General features: G+C 71.9%; 16 protein-coding genes and 1 pseudogene. 10 read left to right on the top strand and 7 right to left on the bottom strand.

The window, feature by feature from the left end; all coding sequences use genetic code 11:
* Positions 1 to 273: 273 nt before the first annotated feature.
* Genes IE263_RS30540 through IE263_RS30525 form a run of 4 tightly spaced genes read right to left on the bottom strand, consistent with a single transcriptional unit; the run spans position 274 to position 5202 of the window.
* Positions 274 to 1284, bottom strand: coding sequence for a Rieske (2Fe-2S) protein (locus IE263_RS30540; protein ID WP_189941066.1), 1011 nt, complete (start codon positions 1282 to 1284; stop codon positions 274 to 276).
* The gene (locus IE263_RS30535) at positions 1281 to 2357 is read right to left on the bottom strand and encodes a phytoene/squalene synthase family protein (RefSeq protein ID WP_189941065.1); all 1077 of its coding nucleotides are present in this window, start codon (positions 2355 to 2357) and stop codon (positions 1281 to 1283) included. The genes IE263_RS30540 and IE263_RS30535 overlap by 4 nt, the downstream gene beginning before the upstream one ends.
* Positions 2354 to 3874, bottom strand: coding sequence for a phytoene desaturase family protein (gene crtI / locus IE263_RS30530; RefSeq protein WP_189941064.1), 1521 nt, complete (start codon positions 3872 to 3874; stop codon positions 2354 to 2356). Before crtI ends, IE263_RS30535 begins: the two co-directional genes overlap by 4 nt.
* Positions 3871 to 5202 (bottom strand): polyprenyl synthetase family protein, encoded by a 1332-nt coding sequence (locus tag IE263_RS30525; protein WP_189941063.1) that lies wholly within the window; start codon positions 5200 to 5202, stop codon positions 3871 to 3873. Before IE263_RS30525 ends, crtI begins: the two co-directional genes overlap by 4 nt.
* A gap of 220 nt (positions 5203 to 5422) precedes the next feature.
* On the opposite strand from IE263_RS30525, the gene IE263_RS30520 reads away from it, so the two are divergent.
* From IE263_RS30520 to IE263_RS30495, 6 genes are all read left to right on the top strand, one after another.
* A complete protein-coding gene (locus IE263_RS30520) occupies positions 5423 to 6610 on the top strand; it encodes a lycopene cyclase family protein (protein ID WP_189941062.1) in 1188 nt (395 codons plus the stop codon).
* 31 nt (positions 6611 to 6641) lie between these two features.
* Positions 6642 to 7361: a class I SAM-dependent methyltransferase gene (locus IE263_RS30515; protein ID WP_189941061.1), complete on the top strand. Its 720-nt coding sequence runs from the start codon at positions 6642 to 6644 to the stop codon at positions 7359 to 7361.
* Positions 7358 to 8914: an FAD-dependent oxidoreductase gene (locus IE263_RS30510; protein WP_189941060.1), complete on the top strand. Its 1557-nt coding sequence runs from the start codon at positions 7358 to 7360 to the stop codon at positions 8912 to 8914. The genes IE263_RS30515 and IE263_RS30510 overlap by 4 nt, the downstream gene beginning before the upstream one ends.
* A gap of 95 nt (positions 8915 to 9009) precedes the next feature.
* Positions 9010 to 9894 carry an oxygenase MpaB family protein gene (locus IE263_RS30505; RefSeq protein ID WP_189941059.1) on the top strand — a complete coding sequence of 295 codons (885 nt, stop codon included), beginning with the start codon at positions 9010 to 9012 and terminating at the stop codon, positions 9892 to 9894.
* Positions 9895 to 10192: 298 nt separating this feature from the next.
* A complete protein-coding gene (locus tag IE263_RS30500; protein ID WP_189941058.1) occupies positions 10193 to 10906 on the top strand; it encodes a GntR family transcriptional regulator in 714 nt (237 codons plus the stop codon).
* Positions 10907 to 10942: 36 nt separating this feature from the next.
* On the top strand, positions 10943 to 12109 hold the full coding sequence (locus IE263_RS30495) for an NAD(P)/FAD-dependent oxidoreductase (RefSeq protein WP_189941057.1): 1167 nt from the start codon (positions 10943 to 10945) through the stop codon (positions 12107 to 12109).
* A gap of 93 nt (positions 12110 to 12202) precedes the next feature.
* On the opposite strand, the pseudogene IE263_RS30490 reads toward IE263_RS30495, so the two are convergent.
* Positions 12203 to 12420, bottom strand: a pseudogene (locus IE263_RS30490) (endonuclease/exonuclease/phosphatase family protein); the annotation flags it as partial.
* Positions 12421 to 12547: 127 nt separating this feature from the next.
* Here IE263_RS30490 and IE263_RS48880 point away from each other — a divergent pair.
* Genes IE263_RS48880 through IE263_RS30480 form a run of 3 tightly spaced genes read left to right on the top strand, consistent with a single transcriptional unit; the run spans position 12548 to position 13436 of the window.
* The gene (locus tag IE263_RS48880) at positions 12548 to 12871 is read left to right on the top strand and encodes a hypothetical protein (RefSeq protein WP_229911249.1); all 324 of its coding nucleotides are present in this window, start codon (positions 12548 to 12550) and stop codon (positions 12869 to 12871) included.
* On the top strand, positions 12868 to 13059 hold the full coding sequence (locus IE263_RS48875; RefSeq protein WP_229911248.1) for a hypothetical protein: 192 nt from the start codon (positions 12868 to 12870) through the stop codon (positions 13057 to 13059). Before IE263_RS48880 ends, IE263_RS48875 begins: the two co-directional genes overlap by 4 nt.
* Complete coding sequence (locus IE263_RS30480) at positions 13056 to 13436, top strand: nuclear transport factor 2 family protein (protein WP_189941056.1); 381 nt, start codon at positions 13056 to 13058, stop codon at positions 13434 to 13436. The genes IE263_RS48875 and IE263_RS30480 overlap by 4 nt, the downstream gene beginning before the upstream one ends.
* 597 nt (positions 13437 to 14033) lie before the next feature.
* On the opposite strand, the gene IE263_RS30475 is transcribed toward IE263_RS30480, so the two are convergent.
* A complete protein-coding gene (locus tag IE263_RS30475) occupies positions 14034 to 15254 on the bottom strand; it encodes a metallophosphoesterase (RefSeq protein WP_189941055.1) in 1221 nt (406 codons plus the stop codon).
* A gap of 294 nt (positions 15255 to 15548) precedes the next feature.
* Here IE263_RS30475 and IE263_RS30470 point away from each other — a divergent pair, with 294 nt between their 5' ends.
* Positions 15549 to 16028: an FCD domain-containing protein gene (locus tag IE263_RS30470; protein WP_373312127.1), complete on the top strand. Its 480-nt coding sequence runs from the start codon at positions 15549 to 15551 to the stop codon at positions 16026 to 16028.
* A gap of 72 nt (positions 16029 to 16100) precedes the next feature.
* Here the strand turns inward: IE263_RS30470 and IE263_RS30465 are convergent, their stop codons facing one another.
* Complete coding sequence (locus IE263_RS30465; protein WP_189941054.1) at positions 16101 to 17567, bottom strand: non-reducing end alpha-L-arabinofuranosidase family hydrolase; 1467 nt, start codon at positions 17565 to 17567, stop codon at positions 16101 to 16103.
* Positions 17568 to 17863 lie beyond the last annotated feature (296 nt).

Genomic DNA, 17863 nt, shown 5'->3' with positions numbered 1-17863 from the left:
CTCGGCGAGAGGTCCGAGGCGAGCGCGGCCGACCCGTGGCACTGCCGTGGGGGACGGGGATCCACAGGGGCGCCTCGTCGGACCGTGGGAGGCGGGGCGGCGGTGGGACGGAGCGGTACGGCTGTCCGTCGGGTGACAGCCTGAGCAGGGGAGAGCGCTGTGCGGGCGACGTTGGTTCCGGGCCGGATCGCCGGGGTCCGGGCCGGCGTGCACGGGAGCGTCCTGCTCATCTTCGTCATCATCGCGTTCGGGAGTCGGCGTGGTGAGCCGGAGTCAGCCCGGGAACCGACCTGACGAACGCAGCTGCCAGCGGCGTTCGGCATAGGCCAGGTCGTCCCGCCACAGCCGGGCCGTCGCGGTGCGCATCACCGGGCGAAGGAGCGGGGCCGCCCGGCGCACGAACGCGAAGCCGGGGCGGTGGGAGGCGGCCACCACGGCCTCGGTCACCGCCGTGCGCGGACGGCCCCGCTCATCCGGCCCGAGCGGGGTCGCGTGGGTCTCCACCACGGAGCCGACGCCTTCCCCCTCGGTGATGTGCATGACGACGGTGCGCGGCTCAGGGGCGGTGAACACCGCCCGTACCGGCACCACCAGCCGCCCCGCCACCTTGAAGGAGACGTCGACGGTGAAGCGGTCGTCGGTGTCGTTCTTGCCGGGCGAGCCGACGACCGTGAGGTCGACGAACGAGTACGGGTGGAACCACGCCCCGTGCCACGGATCCAGACGGTTGGCGACGACGTCCTCCGGTTCGCAGATCCCGGTGACCTCGTACACGGCCGTCACCCCGCGCGCGGGAGCCGGGCGGACCGGTACGACGGGGGCGTCCAGGGGCTCCTCCCCGCCGATCTCGTCGAGCCGCACCCAGACGAGGACGCCGTCGTCGAAGGCGGGCAACGGGTCCCAGCCCGCGAACGAGGCCCCGTCGAGGGCGAGTCCGTGCCAGTGGCACACGAGCGTCCCGCACCGGACCGGGCTGTGGGCCAAGGGCGCCCCGAGGTGCGGGCAGACTCCCGGCCCGGCGAGCAGCCCGCCGTCGGCGCCGCGCCAGACGACCACCTCACGGCCCTCCACCGTCCGGGACAGCGGGCGGTCGCCGCGCAGCGCGGCGGAGGCACCCACGACGTACCAGTTCCCGGACGGCCGGGCCTGCGTCCGCTTCAAGGCCTGCGCGATGAGTCCCGGTTTGGCGTCGCGCCAGGTGGGCCGCTGCCGGTCCCACGGGACGGGCCTGCGGCGCAGCGAGAGGGGCAGACGGGCGCGCCGTGCGGACGATTCGGGGTTCACGACACCTCCTCGGAGACCGGTGGGGCAGGGGTGGCGGGCTGTGTCGGCTGCACAGGCGTGTACCGGCCGGCGGGAGGCGTCGCGTACGTCGGCGTGGTCTGGCCGCCGGGCGGCGCGGTACGTACCGCCGCGCACCGGCTCCGGTGGCGCAGCCTGGCCGCGACCACACGAACCAGCCCGTCTGCCGCGACCGCCGCGCGCTCCCGGCGCGGCACCGCGGCGCGGCGGTGCAGCACGGTGTAACCGTCGCGGGCAACGGCGTCGAGGATGCTTCCGTACAGGATGTACGCGGTTCGGATGCAGGGCCGGGACACCGGATCGAGCATGGCCAGTCCGGGTTCCGCCTCCCGGTAGACGCGGCGGGTGAGTGCCTCGAACTCCCGCAGAGCGGCGAGGACCCGACGGTCCTGACGGCCCGTCTCCCGGCACCGTCGCAACAGCTCCCGGTCGACACCGTGTCCGGCCAGGAGGTCGGCCGGCAGGTACACCCGCCCGCGGTCCAGGTCCTCGCCGACGTCCCGCAGGAAGTTGGTCAGCTGGAAGGCCACACCGAGGGCCGCCGCATGCGGCTCGGCCTCCTCCCGCGGCACCACCGTGCCCAGCACCGGCAGCATCTGCAGGCCGATCACGGCGGCCGAGCCGTGCATGTAGCCGCGCAGATCCGCGTAGGTGGGGTAGTCCGTCACCACCAGGTCGGACCTCATCGCCGTCATGAAGTCCCGGAAGTGGCGGTGCTCGATGGCGTAACGGCGCGCGGTGTCGGCGACGGCCAGCACCACCGGTTCGTCGCTGATCCCCTGCCGCAGCCCGCTGTCCAAACGCTGCTGGAGGGCCGCCAGACGCGGGCCGCGCAGGCCGTCGTCCGCACCGCGATCCAGCGAGTCGACGATGTCGTCGGCCCACCTGGCGAACCCGTACAGCGCGTGTACGGCGGGCCTGCGTTCGGCCGGCAGCAGACGGGTGGCCAGGAAGTATGTCTTTCCGTGCGCCGCGTTGAGCTCACGGCAGCGGCGGTACGCCGCCCGCAGTACCGGGTCGGTGATGCCCGCGGCGTCGAGTTCGCGCCCGGTCATCGGGCAACTCCCCCGACTCGGGCGGGGCGGCGCCGGACGCCACCGGTGATCCGGGCCGCCGCCAGCTTCCCCGACACCAGGGTGGTCGGCACGCCCACGCCGGGAGTGGTGCCGCAGCCGGCCAGGACGGCGTTCTCCGCGCCCCGCACCAGATTGCGGGGCCGGAACGGTCCCGTCTGCAGGAACGTGTGCGCCGCCGAGAAGGGGGTGCCCGACGCATGCCCCTGGCCCAGCCAGTCGGTCGGGGTGACGAGGGCCTCCACCTCGATGGCCGCCTCGATGCCGTCGAGGCCACGCCGGTCCAGCTCCCGCAGCAGACCTGCCCGGTAGCGCGGGCCGAGCTCGCCCCAGGCGGCGGCACCGGGCCCGATGTCGGTGTTGGGGCAGGGGGCGAGGATGTAGTGCAGATGGCGGCCCGGTGGGGCGAGTCCGGGGTCGGTGGCCGTGGATCGGGTGATGAGCACGGACGGATCGCTCATCGGCCGCCCCTGGCGGGTGAGTTCGTCGAACGTGGTCCGCCAGGCGGCGCCGAACGAGATCGTGTGGTGGGCGAGCTGCGGCCAGGTGCGGTCCGTGCCCACGTGCAGTACGAGGGCGGAGGGGGAGTGCCGCAGCCGCACGGGCCGGCGGGGGCGGCGGCCGAGGAGCCGGTAGGTGACGGGCAGGTCCGGCGTGAGGACGACCGCGTCGCAGGGGATGCGCTCCTTCGCGGTGACGACGGCGGTGATCCGCTCGCCGGACCGTTCCAGCCGGGTCACCGGCTCACCGAACCGTAGCTCGGCGCCCGCGTCGGCGGCGGCGTCCGCCATGGCCTGCGGCAGGGCGTGCATACCGCCGCGTGGGAAGTACACCCCGGCGACCGTGTCCATGTAGGCGATCACGGCGTACGCGGCGAGCGCGCGGGCCGGCGGTACTCCCGCGTACAGGGCCTGGAAGGAGAAGACCCGCTGCAGCCGCTCGTCCTTGAGGAAGCCGCCGATACGCCGGTCCAGCCGCCCGAAGCCGCCGAGCGCCGCCAGCCGGGCCAGATCACCGGTCAGCAGGTCGAGGGGGGAGTCGAAGTTCGCGTCGATGAAGCGGCGCATCTGGGCCCGGTAGAGCTGTTCCAGCCAGGCGCGCAGCCGCCGGTAGCCCGCCGCCTCACCGGCCCCGGCGAACCGCTCGACCTCCGCGGCCATCGCCTCGCCGTCGGTGTGCACGTCCAGCGTGCTGCCGTCCGCGAACGACGCCCGGTAGGCCGGGTGCAGCGGGATCAGGTCCACCCGCCGGTACAGACTGTCGCCGACCGCCGCGAAGGCCTCGTCGGCGAGGTCGGGCATGGTCAGCACGGTCGGGCCGGTGTCGATCCGGTAGCCGCTCAGACGCAGGAGTCCCGCCCGTCCGCCGGGCAGCCCGTCCCGTTCGACGACGGTGACCCGGCGCCCGGCGCCCAGCAGATGGAGGGCCGCCGACAGACCGGCCAGGCCCGCCCCGACGACCACCACATGGTCCGTTCGGCCGGAGAGCGTGCGGGTCACCGCCGGGCCTCCGGGGCTCCGGAGCACACCGGGGCGAGAGCGGGCGCGGGATGCGGACGGGCGGGCGGACTGTCGGCGGCACGGGAGACCGTCGCCGCGGCCAGCAGCCCGCGCAGGCGGCCCTTGGCGTCCGCGTCGAGCAGGGCGCCGTCGAAGTGGCGCAGTCCCTGCGCCGACAGGCGGTCGATCTTCGTCTCGACCGCCGCCCGGGCGCCCGTACGCACCAGGACGTCCCGCACCTCGTCGAGCCCGGCCGGGGTCAGGCCCTCGTCGCCGAGCGCCTGGTCGAGCACCTGCTGGGCGGGCCGGTCGCCCGTGGCCTCGGCGCGCGCCAGTGCCAGGGCGACCAGGTAGGTCGGCTTGCCCTCGCGGATGTCCCCGCCGCAGCTCTTGCCGGTGCGCCGGGGGTCGCCGAAGACGTCGTCGAGGTCGTCGCGCAGCTGGAAGGCCATGCCCACACAGCGCCCCGCCGAGCACAGCGCCCGCATGGTGCGGCCGTCCGCGCCCGCCACCGCCGCGCCCAGTGCGAGGGGCCGTTCGACCGAGTACAACGCGCTCTTGAGGCAGGCGGCGCGCAGCGCGCGCGGCTGGGAGCGCGACGCGGTCAGCTGGCCCTGGAGTTCGAGGAACTGACCCGCCACCATCTCCGTGCGCATGTCGCTCCACAGCCGGCGCACCACGGTCGCCGTCCACGGGTCGAGCGCCGTCCCGGCCACCACGTCGTCCGCCCACGCGAGCGCCAGGTCCCCGGCCAGGATCGCGGCCGCCTCGCCGAAGCGGGCGACGCGGGCCGGTGACGCGGCGCCGCTGTACCGGTCGCGCACGTCGGCGTGCAGCGCCGGACGGCCGCGCCGCAGCGTCGAGCCGTCCATCACGTCGTCGTGGACCAAGGCGCAGGTCTGGAGCAGTTCGAGTGCCGCCCCGACGCACAGAGCCGCCGTGGCCGTCGGCTCGTCGGCCCCGCCGCAGGCGCGCATCGACCACCAGACGAGCTGCGACCGGGTGCGCTTGCCGCCCTCCTGGGTGAAGCGAGTGACCCGTTCGGCCAGTTCACGCGCGAACAGGGCATCCAGAACGCCGGCCCGGGTGAGCCGGCCGGCGAGCATCCGCTCCAGCACGTGCCCGACCGCGGCGGGCACGTCCGCGTCGACGGCGTCGGGCTCGACCACGGGGAGGGCGACGCCTTCCGGGGTGCCCGCGCCGTGCGCCCCGTCGGCGACTGCTCGGCCCGGCCGCCTTCGACGGGGCGGGGACCCCGACGGGGCTGCCAGGCGGGGGACGGGCGACGGCGTGGCCGCGGGGTGATCCTTCGCCTGACTGGGGCGCATCCCGGTTCCTCTCGTCGTGGTGTCGCTCGCTCCTCACCGGTCTTCGGTCCCTTCCCGTGATACGGATGCGGTTCGCAGCGGGTAGCCGGAACGCGCGGGAGTGCCATCGTGCGGACGCGCCTGTTCAGGTGACCGCGTCCGAGGAGTGCATCCGATCTCACGCCGAGGCGGGAAGCCTTGCACGTTGCGGGCACGCAGACGTGGGACGGAGGGAGCCGCCGTGCTGAAGGCGGACGTGGCGGTCATCGGGGCGGGAGCCGCCGGGCTGTCCCTGGCCCATCGGCTGAGCGGGCACATGCCCGGGGCCCGGACTCCGTCCGTGATCCTCGTCGGCGCTCCGCCCGGCCCGCTGCGTCCTGCCCCGCGCACATGGTGCTTCTGGGAGTGCGGCCGCGGCCGCTTCGACGCCGCGGTGCGGTCGCAATGGCGTCACCTGCGGGTACGGCCGCCCGTCGGCCGCGCGATCGAGGGGGACATCGCACCGCTGTCGTACAAGATGATCCGCTCCGACGACTTCGAGGACGTGGTCGCTCGCGATCTCGCGCGCAGCCCCAACGTCCGGCGCCTGGAGGCGACCGTGGACACCGTGGAGGAGATCCCTGCCGGGGCCCGCGTGCTGATGACCCGGCCCGACGGCCGCCCCCACGCCCTGGAGGCCCGCTGGGTGTTCGACTCCCGTCCCCTGGGCAGCCTCCCGGCCGCCCGCACCACCTTGCTGCAGCACTTCCACGGCTGGTTCGTGCACACCGCCCGGCCCGCCTTCGACCGTGGGACCGCCGAGCTGATGGACTTCCGGACACCACAGCCCGCCGACGGGCTTTCCTTCGGCTACGTCCTTCCCACCGGCTCGCGCGAAGCCCTCGTGGAGTACACGGAGTTCTCCCCCCGCGTCCTGACGGCGAGCGGCTACGAGGCGGCGGTAGGGCACTACGCCGACGACGTGCTGCGTCTCGGCGACCTGGAGATCGTCGCGACCGAGACGGGGGTGATCCCCATGACGGACGCTCCGATGCCGCGGCGGGCCGGCGCATCGGTGTTCCGCATCGGTGCCGCGGGCGGTGCGACCCGCCCGTCCACCGGGTACACCTTCGCCGGACTCCAGCGCCAGACACGGGCGGTCGCCGCCGCGCTGCGGCAGGGGCGCACGCCGGTGCCGCCGGCCGCTCATTCCGTGCGGGCCCGCACCATGGACGCGGTACTCCTGCGCGCCCTGGCCAGCGGCCGCATCGACGGTCCCGCTCTGTTCTCCCGGCTGTTCGCGCGCGTCCCGACGGTCCGGCTGCTGCGCTTCCTCGACGGACGCACCGGCCTGCTCGAGGACCTCTTGGTCGGCCTGAGCACCCCGGTCGGCCCCATGCTGCGCACCGCCCTCGAACTGCCCGGACTGCCGCGCCGCCCCTTCGGCTGACCCCCGCCGCCACCAGCCCCCTGGAGACCGAATGACCTTGCTGCGCGACGAGGACCTCGCCGCCGCGTTCGACCACGCGTCCCGCAGTTACGACGCGCTGGTGGCGGCGAATCCCGGCTACCACGCACACCTGCGGCGCTCGGTGCGCCGCCTCGGCCTGCCCGGACACGGACAGGGGCTGCGCGTGCTGGACCTCGGCTGCGGCACCGGAGCCTCGACGGCCGCGATCCGAGCCGTCCTCCCCGCAGCCGACATCACGGCCGTGGACGCCTCGGCCGGCATGCTGGCGCGGGCCACCGCCAAGCCGTGGGCGGACGGAGTACGGTTCGTCCACGCGCCGGCCGAGCGACTGGCGGACGCGGGGGTGAAGGGGCCGTTCGACGTGGTCTTCGCCGCCTACCTCCTCCGCAACGTCTCCGATCCCGACGCCGTCCTCGGCACGGTCCGCGCCGTTCTGCGGCCGGGCGGACGGCTCGGCGTGCACGAGTACAGCCTCAGCGGGCGCCGCGCCGACCGGGCGGTGTGGACGCTGGTGTGCCGAGGCATCGTCCAGCCTGCCGCGACCCTGCTGGGGGACGGGCCGCTCTGCCGCCACCTGTGGCGCAGCGTCGTCGACTTCGACACGGCCGACCGGTTCGCCGACCGGATCCGCTCGGCCGGCTTCGACCGGGTCCGGGCCCTGCCCCTGCCGGGCTGGCAGACGGGCATCACCCACACCTTCGTGGCTCTGCGCGGGGAGGTCCGCCGATGACCGGGCCGGTGCACCACCAGCCTGCCGCACGCCGGGGCCGGGACCGGCGGGCTCGTGTCCTCCCGGCACACCCGGGAGCCCGTCGTGCCGCCGGCCGGCCCACGGTCGCCGTGATCGGCGCCGGGATCGCCGGACTCGCCGCCGCCACCACGCTGGCCGAACGGGGCGTGGCGGTGACGCTGTACGAGCGCGAGCCCTACGTCGGCGGCCGGGTGGGCGGCTGGCCGACCCGCCTGCGTGACGGCAGCACCGTGACGATGAGTCGCGGCTTCCACGCGTTCTTCCGGCAGTACTACAACCTGCGCGGCCTGCTGCGCCGTACCGACCCCGCCCTGGCCCGGCTCGCCGGACTGCCCGACTATCCGCTGCTGCACGCGGACGGGCTGCGGGACAGCTTCCGGCACGTGCCGCGCACCCCGCCGTGGAGCGCCCTGGGCTTCGTCGCGCTCAGCCCCACCTTCCGGCTGCGGGACCTGCGCGCCATGGACCCGGTCGCGGCCCTGCCGCTGCTCGACGTCCGCGTGCCCGACGTGTACCACCGCCTCGACGACCTCAGCGCCCACGACTTCCTGGAGGCCGTCCGCTTCCCGGAACAAGCCCGCCATCTGGCGTTCGAGGTGTTCTCCCGGAGCTTCTTCGCCGACCCCCGGCAGCTGTCGGCGGCCGAGATGGCCCTGATGTTCCACATCTACTTCCTCGGTTCCGCCGAGGGCCTGCTGTTCGACGTGCCCCGCGCGCCCTTTCCGACGGCCCTGTGGGATCCGCTGGTCGGATACCTGCGGCGGCACGACGCCGAGGTGCGCACCGGCAACGCCGTCGAGCACGTCGCGCCCGCCCCGGGCGGCGGCTTCGAGGTCGCCGGGGACCGCGACGAACGCCGGCACGACGCCGTGGTCCTCGCCCTGGACGCCGCCGGTCTGCGGTCCCTCGTCGCCCGCTCGGAGCGGCTGGGCGACCCGGCCTGGCGGGAGCGCGTCGCACGCCTGCGCACCGCCCCGCCCTTCCTGGTCACCCGGCTGTGGCTGGACCGGCCCGTCGCCCCCGACCGTCCCGGCTTCCTCGGCACCAGCGGCTTCGGCGGCCTCGACAACATCAGCGTGCTGGGCCGGTGGGAGGACGAGGCGGCCCGCTGGGCGGCACGCACCAAAGGATCCGTCGTGGAACTCCACGCCTACGCCGTTGCCCCGCGCGCCCCTCGCACCGCCGAGCAGCGGCGCCTCGTCGAGCAGCTCCACCGCGTGTACCCGGAGACCCGCGCCGCCACGGTCGTCGACGTCCGCCACGAATGGAGGGAGGACTGCCCGCTGTTCCCCGTGGGCGGCTACGCCGACCGCCCCACCGTCCGCACCTGCGATCCCGGCCTGGTGGTGGCCGGCGACGTCGTGCGCACCCACCTGCCCGTCGCACTGATGGAACGGGCGGCCACGACCGGGTTCCTGGCCGCGAACGCCCTGCTGGAGCGATGGGGCGTACGCGGGCAGACACTGTGGACAGTGCCGGACCGCGGTCGTGACGCCGTACTGCGGAAGGCGGCCGCGTGGGCAGGGCGCTGAAAAGGCCGGCGAAGGGTACGGGGGGGACGAGGACGCCTACGCCTGTAAGGGGTCCTTGCGGCCGGGGCGCCGCGCGGGAAGGAGGCCGTCGCACCATGAGACTCCTGCGGGACCTCGGACCCGTGCGCGACCGGGTCGGCGAGGCGATCTTCGCCCGCGTGGCCGGACCCGAGGGCCTGGCCGACCGGGCCCGCATCCACGGCGCGCCGGGACCGCGCTGGTTCGGCCCCGACCGCCCCGTCCGCCGGGTGCACGGCGACGCCGCGATGTTCACCGGCGGGCTGGCCGCCCTGCTGCTCCAGTCACTGCACCCGCTGGCCATGGCCGCCGTGGCCGGGCACTCCGGGTTCCGCGGCGACCCCTGGGGAAGGCTCCAGCGGACCAGCACCTTCCTCGCCGTCACCACCTACGGCTCCGCCGACAGCGCCCGGGCGGCCTGCGACCGCGTGCGCGCCGTCCACGACACCGTGAGCGGCACGGCGGCCGACGGCCGGGCGTACTCCGCGGCGGACCCGCACCTCCTGCGCTGGGTGCACATCGCGGAGACCGACTGCTTCCTGCGCGCCCACCAGCGTTACGGCGCCCGCCCGCTGGACGCCGCGGGCTGCGACGGGTACGTCGCCGACATGGCCCGCATCGCCATGGCCCTGGGCGTCCCCGACCCCCCGACGGACCGCGCGGGGCTCGACCGACGGCTCGCCGCCTACCGGCCCGAACTGCGGGCCACACCCGAGGCCCTGGACACCGCCCGTTTCCTCCTCCTGCGCCCGCCCATCCCGCTGCCGGCCCGACTGCCGTACGCCGCCCTGGCCGCCAACGCCGTCTCGCTCCTGCCCGTCTGGGCCTCCCGCGAGCTGCGGCTGCCGCGGATACGGGCGGCCGAGGATCTGTGCGTACGGCCGCTCGGCACGGCGCTGACCGCCGGTATCCGCTGGGCGATGGCACCGACGCGCGAAAGGGTCCGGACGGGCGGCGCCTGAGCGGGAGGGACGGTGCCGCATCCGTGGCCCGGTGGCCCGCCCCGGTCACCGGGGCTATTGACCGGTCAATTGCCGTATTGTACGGTCTAGCTGTGTGGCGCTGCTCGCGGTGCAGTCAAGTGGGAGACCGACATGACACATCAGGCAAGGGCCCAGCCCTCTGGCACTCGACTACCTGCTGAGGAAAGACCGCGCAGGACGGGTCAGGAAGAGCGCGCCGCCAACAGGGCGGTGACGCCGTAGAACGGACTGGTTGGCTCGCCATCACCAGTCAATTGACGGAATGTACGGTCTCACCATGACCGTGCCGCTTTACGTACAGATCAGGCGAGAGATCGAAGCGAAGATCCGGGCCGGGGACCTGCCTCCCGGCGCGCGGCTGCCGACCGAGAAGGACCTCTCCACCCAACATGGCGTCAGCCGTGCCACGGCCCAACGGGTCCTCAACGACCTGGCCGACGCGGGACTGGCGATCCGCCGGCGGCGCCACGGAACGTTTGTCGCGGACGTGACGCGGCAGATCAATCTGCTCAACTTCATCACCCCCGCGGCAGCCGCAAAGGGCGCACCGGGCAGACACGAAGTCGTTTCCGCGCGGATCGCCAGGGCCGCAGACGCCATCCTGGCTCTCCCCGGCGCCTCCGCCGACACAGCCGTGGTGGAACTGGTCCGCCGCAAGCTCGACGTACGCGAGGAGCCACGGTCCGTCGAGCGGCACGTCGTTCTCTTCGCCGTGGCTCCCGACCTGCTGGACGAGAACCTCGAAGACCTCGTCACCCTCCCGTATCTCCAGCGCAGAGGAGTACCGATCGACGCGATCCGGCTCTACCTCGACCCGGTGACCCTCGATGAGCACGACGCCGCATTGCTGCACAGCGAGGTCGGAACGCCCGCGCTGATGAGGCGCAGGGAGTTGCGTGCCGATGACGGAAGCATCGTGGAGGTGGTCACGACCCTCGTCCGTCCGGGAACAGCCGAGTTCTTCCTGGAGCTGCCTGTCCCTGCCACATGAGCAGCGTGTCGCTGCCAGAAAGGAAGTGCGTGAACGATGAAGGTCATCATCATCGGTGCCGGTGTGCTGGGCGTGAGCGTCGCAAGGCACCTTGCCGTCGCCGGCGAGGACGTTCTCCTGCTCGATCAGTGGGGAGCCGGCGCCGGTACGACCGCGACCACCTTCGCCTGGACCAACTCCAGCCGGAAGCCCGACCCGGACTACCACCGGCTGAACCTCGCGGGGATGGAAGAGCACGCCAGGCTCGCCGAGCAACTGCGCGGCGCGCCGTCGTACTTCCCCAGCGGGGCACTGCAGTGGGCGGACGCCGCGAACGAGCAGAGGCTCGCCGACAACGTGGAACGACTGCAGTCCCTGGGCTACCCCGCACACTGGGTCACGCCTGACGAAGCAACGCGGATCGCAGGCGACCTCCGCATCCCGGCGACCATCACGTCCATCGCACATTTCCCCAGCGAGGGATACGTTCTGCCGGATCTCTTTGTGCGCACCTTGCTGGCGGACGCCGAGCAGCACGGAGCCACGTACGCGATCGGCGAGGTCGTGGCCATCGACGACAGGCCCGGTGGAGTGTCCGTCACACTGGCCGCAGGCGAGGTCTGTAGCGGCGACCGAGTCGTCCTGGCAGCAGGCCGCTGGACACAACGGCTCGCCGCAGGTGCCGGGATCGGCGTTCCCATGGTGACGGATGTCGGCCGCGGAGCGCAGACTGTCGGTCTGCTCGGCTACGCCAGGTCACCGCAACTCGACCTGCGCTGCGTGATCCACAGCCCCGGCCTCAACCTCCGCCCCGCAGGCGGCGGGAGTACCGTCCTGCAGGCTCTCGATCTGAACGCTGACGTCGATCCCGAAGACCCCCCGTCCGTGGACGGCGACATCGCGAGCACCCTCGCTCGGCGGTTCTCCGCACTGCTGACCGATCCCAGCCGGGCACCGAGGATCGACCTGCGCGTCGGCTTGCGGTCACTGCCCGCAGACGGCCACACCGTCGCCGGCTATGCCTCCGCGCAGTCCCGCGTCTACTGCCTCGTCTCGCACAGCGGAGTCACCTTGGCGCCGATTCTGGGACGCCTGGTCGCGACCGAGATCGCAACCGATCAGGAACAAGACCTCCTCCGGGCCTTCCGGCCCACCCGATTCACCGGCGCACGGCGCTCGGACATCGAGGTCGATCAACACGCCACCAGCCTGGGTGAGCAGTAGCCGGCAGCCCCGACCCCGCCACCCCGGCTTCCCCTCTCGCCTGAGGTGCGTACTCCCGGATGCCGGGACGGAATCCGAGCCCTCACGCGGTGTTCACCAGCTGATTCCGGCCGCCACCGGCAGGTGGTCGCTGCCGGTGGCCGGCAGTACCCACGAGCTGTCCGGCTCCACGCCGCGGACCAGGATCTGGTCGATCCGCGCCACCGGGAACTTCGCCGGCCAGCTGAAACCAAGCCGTCCCCGGCCACGTCCTGGGCCGAGCGCATCTGCGAGGTGATGTCGGCGAACGCGCGGTCGTCCAAGGCCGCATCCGAGCAGGTGGCCGGCGGTCGGTGTTGCTGGTGCCGCGCCGGGAGCAGGGCATGGACGCCGACGCGCTGCCGGAGGAGTACCGGCAGATCTGGCACAAGGCCAGGAGACGGCAAGGACCACTGGGTGATGACATCCAACGTGGACGCTCTCTTCGCCCGGGGTGGCTTCGCCCTCGACCGGATCTTCAGCCCGCAGGGCGACTACGGCCGCTACGAGTGCAGCACCCCCTGCACCCCCACCACCTGGTACAGCCGCCAGCTCGTCGGACAGCGCCTCGCCGCCTACGACCCGGCCACCGGCGCCGTCACCGACCCCGATGCCCTGCCCCGATTCCCGAACTGCGGAGGCGAGGCCGAGATCAACGTCCGCACCGGCCCCCAGTTCGTCGACAGCCCATACTTCCCCGCGGGCCACCGCCTCAAGGACTGGCTGGGCACGGCTCAGGCGTGATCCGATGGCCTGGCGAACCCCTCACCCGCCACTTCCCCGACGCACGCCTCGTCCGTGTCAACCCCGACCGCCCCGAAACCCCCGCCGACCTCGCCGGTCGGGCCCTGCCCGTCCCCGCCGGCGCCGACCACCTGCTCGGACTACTCACCGCGCCGCACCCGGCGCTCGACCCTACGGAGGCGCCATGAGTGACCCGGAGAAGAACAAGGCCGCGGCCAAAGCGTTCTACCACCTGATGTTCAACCAGTGCCGCCCGGCCGAGGCCATCGACCAGTTCGTCGGTGACACCTACATCCAGCACAACCCGCACGTCGCCGACGGCAAGCAGGCGTTCATCGATTACTTCGAACGCATGGCCGCCGAGTATCCCGGCAAGCGCGTCGAATTCAAGCGCGCCTTTGCCGAAGGCGACCACGTCATCCTGCACTGTCACCAGATCTGGCCCGACGAGGAGTACGCGGGCATCGACATCTTTCGCTTCGATGCGGGCGGCAAGATCGTCGAACATTGGGACGTCCTCCAGGTCATCCCGCCCACCTCCAAGAACGACAACACCATGTTCTGAGCGATGCCTCGGACTCACCGACTCGTGACGGCACTGCGTGGCCCGCTCGATCGCGAGCGATGTGCTACGGCTGGGTGGTGTTCGGCGCTTGCGCGATCTGGGCGTCGGAGAGGTCGCTGACGGGGGGCGGTGCCGAGTCGTGAGGCCAATGGGCTGGTACCGCTGGCGTTGCCAGGCTGCCGTGGGAGCGATGAGGGTGCGCGGGATGCGAGGTGTCCGGTTCAGGGTGTGAAAGATCCAGCGTGGGGTGCGGCTCCAGCCAGTTTTTCGGCCGGCCGAGCGGCGACCGCCGACAAGCAGATGTGCGCCGAGAAGGGCGCCTGACGGGCATCTGCCTTGGTCAGGCGCCCTTTTTCTGCGTCTGGAAGAAGCCCAGCTTCTTCGGCGAGTACGACACCAGCAGGTTCTTCGTCTGCTGGCGGTACAGGCGTCACGCGACGCTGACCTGCGTAAAACGTGGCCAGGTATGGCTCGTTGGAGCCGTCGGCCCGGGAATGGTCCGGATCTTGTCCTCAGCGAGACGGGCCTGATCATCTTTCGACGCCGCACCCTCGGCTCGTGGACTGCTCCAAGCGGATGTGTTGGCCCCGCCCAGTGCTACGGCGAGGTGGGCAGGTGCGGGCTGCGGAGCACGAGCAGGGTGATCTCGCTGGGGGCGAAGACGCGGAACGGCGGGCCCCAGAAGCCGGTGCCGCGGCTGGTGTAGAGAAGGGTGCGGGTTCCGTGGTGGCTGAGGCCGGCGAGGGCGGGCTGGTCGATGCGGACCAGGTGGTGGAAGGGCCAGATCTGGCCGCCGTGGGTGTGGCCGGAGAGTTGGAGGTCGATGCCGTCGGCTGCCGCCCGGTCGACGAACTTGGGCTGGTGTGCCAGGAGCAGGACGGGTAGGTCGGGGTCGGCGCCGTTCAGGGCTCCGGCGAGGTGGGCGCGGTGGCCTGCCAGGCCGGACGACTCGGCGGTGACGTCATCCACGCCGGCGACCACGAGGGTGTCGCCTCCGCGTTCGAGCAGCAGATGGCGGTTGCGCAGCGGCTCCCAGCCCAGCTCGCCCATCAGGTCGACCCAGCCCTGGGCCTCGCTGTAGTACTCGTGGTTGCCGGTGACGTATACACGGGCCCGGGTGGCTTGCACGGTACCGAGTGGGACGGCCTGGGCGCGGCGGCGTTCGGCCGTGCCGTCCGCGATGTCGCCGGTGTGGCAGACCAGGTCGGCTTCCAGAGCGTTCACCGTCTCGCATACCCGCGCCGACCAGCGAGTGCGGTCGAGTGGGCCGTAGTGGGTGTCGGTGATGAGGACGACGCGGATGCCGTCCAACCCGGCACCCAGCCGTGGGAGTTGCACGTCGACTCGGCGCACGCGTGGCACGCGGCGGGCCTCGGCGTACCCCCAGGCGAGTAGTACGGCGGTTGTGCCGAGGACGGCCCAAGTGACGATTCGGGCCCGGTCCTGACTCTCGTCGACGTCGGCCACGGTCAGGGCGAGCCGCAATGGGACGCCGAGCAGAATGGACCAGGTGAACAGAACCCAGCTCGTGCCCAGCAGGGTGTCACCGACGATCGCCGCCCGGTCCTGCTGGCGCCGGCCGTGGCCGCGCACCATCGCGAGCGGCATACCAACGAGGCCGAGGGCGAACAGGGCGGTGCCGACCAGCGTGACGGGCAGCGGCCAGTGCTGGCCGGTGTGCAGGAGCACCCAGCAGGGCACGGCCCACAGCAGGACGGGGGCGATCAGGGGGATGTAGCGCATCAGGCGGTGCAGTCGGCTCTTCCGCGGAGCTTGCGCTTCGCTGTCGGCGGGTCGGGTGTTGCTGGTGTCGGTCACGCTTCCCCTCCCTGACCAGGCTGCCGTCTCGCGCACTGTATCCGGTCGCCCTCGGGCCGGCCGGACCGGCGTTCATGGGCGCGGCCCCTTGGGGCGAAGGGTTCTCTGCGGGATGGCAAGGCTCCGCGCAGACACCTCCCGTGGCATGAGCCGCGATCAGGGCGCTACTGCCCCGGCTTGGTATCGCCGCCAGTGGAGCCTCCTGGCTGTCCGCGACGACGTGTCGGGTGAGAACTCGCATCGGCGTGGACCGGGGAGGCCACTGTCCTCCCGGGACTTGTCCGAGCCCACCACCTGGGCACTCAAAGACCAACCAACTGTGCGATCGGCGTAGGACAAACCCGACACTCGTCAGGCGCGGATTCCCTTCACCGGCCGCGCCGGGCGAGCTGGATCGCCTTCCACGACGTCATCATGCAGGCGTCGGGAAACCGCATCCCCCGTGGGGTGGTCCGCGCGATGGAGAGCCAGGTCGTCAACACCGCGCGGTACATGGGCCGGCCCGAGCGCGCCATGTGCGCCGCCTCCAACCGCGGCCATCGCCGCGTGTACGAGCGCATCGCCGCCCACGACCCGAGCGGTGCGGCCGAGGCGATGTTCACCCACATCACCGAAGCCTGGCTCGTCTGCCGCAGCGCACCAGGCGACCCGGTGTGCCTGGACCGTTGGCAAGCGCCACCGGCGGCGGCACCGCGTTACGGGGTGGCCCTCGGGCTGGTGAGCGTTGCCCGAACCGCGCTCCGTCGCCGTATGAGCGCTGACGTTGTCGCGTGACCCGGGCGAGCTCGGCTTTCCGCCGAGCCCGCCACGCCGGCTCCATACCGGAGCCGGACCCGTGGCACGCCGTCAGCGCTGCAGTGTCAGCAGACCCGGACGGTAGGGCAGGAGGCCGTAGTCGCCGCCGGAGTTGGGGCTGCGCCCCTGGTAGAGCAACTGCAGATTGCAGGGATCGACTGTCATGGTCTGATCGGCGCTGGTGCGGATCAGTTCGCCATGGCTGATGTCGTTGGTCCAGGTGGCGCCACTGTTGGCCTTGCCGGCGAAGGGGTTGCTCTCGGTCGCGGCCTGGGGTGTCCATGAGCCGTTCAGGCTGGTGGCCGTGAACGAGCGGAAGTAGCGGCCCTGCGAGCCGATCGCCTCGACGATCATGAGGTAGCGGTTCTGGCCCTGCAGCTTGTAGACCTGCGGGGCTTCGAACAGGTTGTTCGTCGTATCGCTCATGATCACTGTCGAGGTCGTGCCGAAGCTGCCCGGGAAGTTCCCGATCGGCATACTGGCCCGGTAGATCTTGCCGTTGTCACCGGCGAAGAACAGGTACATGTTCGTCCCGTCACCGATGAGCGTCTGGTCGATGGGTCCTGTCCCGGAGCCGGAGATGCTTCCGGAGAAGAGCACCTGCTGGGATGACCAGCCATTCGGGTTGGTGGGGTCGCTCGACGTCCGGTAGGAGAAGGCGGTCCCGCCCCACTGGTAGGCGAGCACCCAGATGTTCTTCGGCGCGAAGTAGAAGAGCGTGGGCGCGACGGTGGATGCCGACATCGTGTTCTGGCTGGCCGAGGCCATCCCCGACCAATTGGTGAACAGGCCGAAGTTCATCGAACCCCAACTCGTCCCCGTGTCGTGCGTCGTCGCATAGACGAGTTGCCTGCCGTTGTAGGGGGCGACAGTGAAGTCCTTGAGCGAGACCCACCCCGGCTTGGGCTGCGCCAGCGCGCCCGTTGATGTCCAGCGGTATGTCGACGGAAGATCGCACGGGCCGGGATTGTCGCCGCCGACCTTGACGAGCTGCCACTGCTGGTTGGTGCCGCCCCAGTCGTCGTACTGGACGATGTTCGCGTTGTCGGCGGTGGAGGCGCCTTGTACTTCGAGGGCCTTGTTGCTGTGGCGCGAGATGAACCTCACGTAGCCATCCGAGCTGTCGGCCAGCCGCCACTGCTGATTGGTGCCGTTCAGGTCGGCCCACTGGACGATCGAGCCGCCGTTCGCGGTGGAGAAGTTGTGGACGTCCAGCACCTTGCCGGAGTGGCGGGACTTGATGCGGTAGTAACCGCCGCCGGAGTCGACGAACTGCCACTGCTGCTGGTTCTGATCGTTCCTGGTCCACTGGGTAATGCGGGCGCCGTCGTTGGTCGCCAGGTTGTAGACGTCCAGGGCCTTGCCGCTGTTGCGGTTGACCAGCACATACGAGGCGTTGGGGTCGACGGTCGCCGCGCCTGCGGGCTGGGCACCGAGGAAGGTAGCCACGAGCAGCAAGGGCGCAAGGACGGCGAATAAGCGTCTTGGACGGACCGGGGACAGGTGGCGAAACCACATCAGAGGGCCTCCTTTGGTGGGCGGGGCGAGGTGACTCCGATGAACCGCGGAGCGGACGTGCCGGGGGACAGAGACAATCTCGAAAGTTTCGAAGAATTCCCGGATGCTTCGACGCCACAAGCTAGGAATGTGGGGCCCTCTGGTCAAGGCCTGTCGCCGATCTGTCCACAAACAGCGCCTCCTCTTTGGGTGACAAGCTGCCGCGTCGACCGGAACCACTCCGGAGTCTGCGGATACAGCTCGCTGGTCCAAGGTGTCCGCGCGGAGGAGAGAAGCCGAGTAAGCAGCGTCCGTGC

Origin of the sequence: Streptomyces aurantiogriseus (assembly GCF_014649375.1) — a bacterium.
In the GTDB taxonomy this organism is placed as follows: Bacteria; Actinomycetota; Actinomycetes; order Streptomycetales; family Streptomycetaceae; genus Streptomyces; species Streptomyces aurantiogriseus.
The sequence above is the reverse complement of the archived record's forward strand: the minus strand, read 5'-3'. Positions and strand labels throughout refer to the sequence as shown.

What these genes read in the sequence shown, in the direction of transcription:
- IE263_RS30535 (WP_189941065.1), bottom strand. Translation starts at nt 2,357, where the DNA reads ATGACCGGGCGCGAACTCGACGCCGCGGGCATCACCGACCCGGTACTG.
- IE263_RS30525 (WP_189941063.1), bottom strand. Translation starts at nt 5,202, where the DNA reads ATGCGCCCCAGTCAGGCGAAGGATCACCCCGCGGCCACGCCGTCGCCC.
- IE263_RS30515 (WP_189941061.1), top strand. Translation starts at nt 6,642, where the DNA reads ATGACCTTGCTGCGCGACGAGGACCTCGCCGCCGCGTTCGACCACGCG.
- IE263_RS30510 (WP_189941060.1), top strand. Translation starts at nt 7,358, where the DNA reads ATGACCGGGCCGGTGCACCACCAGCCTGCCGCACGCCGGGGCCGGGAC.
- IE263_RS30505 (WP_189941059.1), top strand. Translation starts at nt 9,010, where the DNA reads ATGAGACTCCTGCGGGACCTCGGACCCGTGCGCGACCGGGTCGGCGAG.
- IE263_RS30500 (WP_189941058.1), top strand. Translation starts at nt 10,193, where the DNA reads ATGACCGTGCCGCTTTACGTACAGATCAGGCGAGAGATCGAAGCGAAG.
- IE263_RS30495 (WP_189941057.1), top strand. Translation starts at nt 10,943, where the DNA reads ATGAAGGTCATCATCATCGGTGCCGGTGTGCTGGGCGTGAGCGTCGCA.
- IE263_RS48880 (WP_229911249.1), top strand. Translation starts at nt 12,548, where the DNA reads ATGACATCCAACGTGGACGCTCTCTTCGCCCGGGGTGGCTTCGCCCTC.
- IE263_RS30480 (WP_189941056.1), top strand. Translation starts at nt 13,056, where the DNA reads ATGAGTGACCCGGAGAAGAACAAGGCCGCGGCCAAAGCGTTCTACCAC.
- IE263_RS30465 (WP_189941054.1), bottom strand. Translation starts at nt 17,567, where the DNA reads ATGTGGTTTCGCCACCTGTCCCCGGTCCGTCCAAGACGCTTATTCGCC.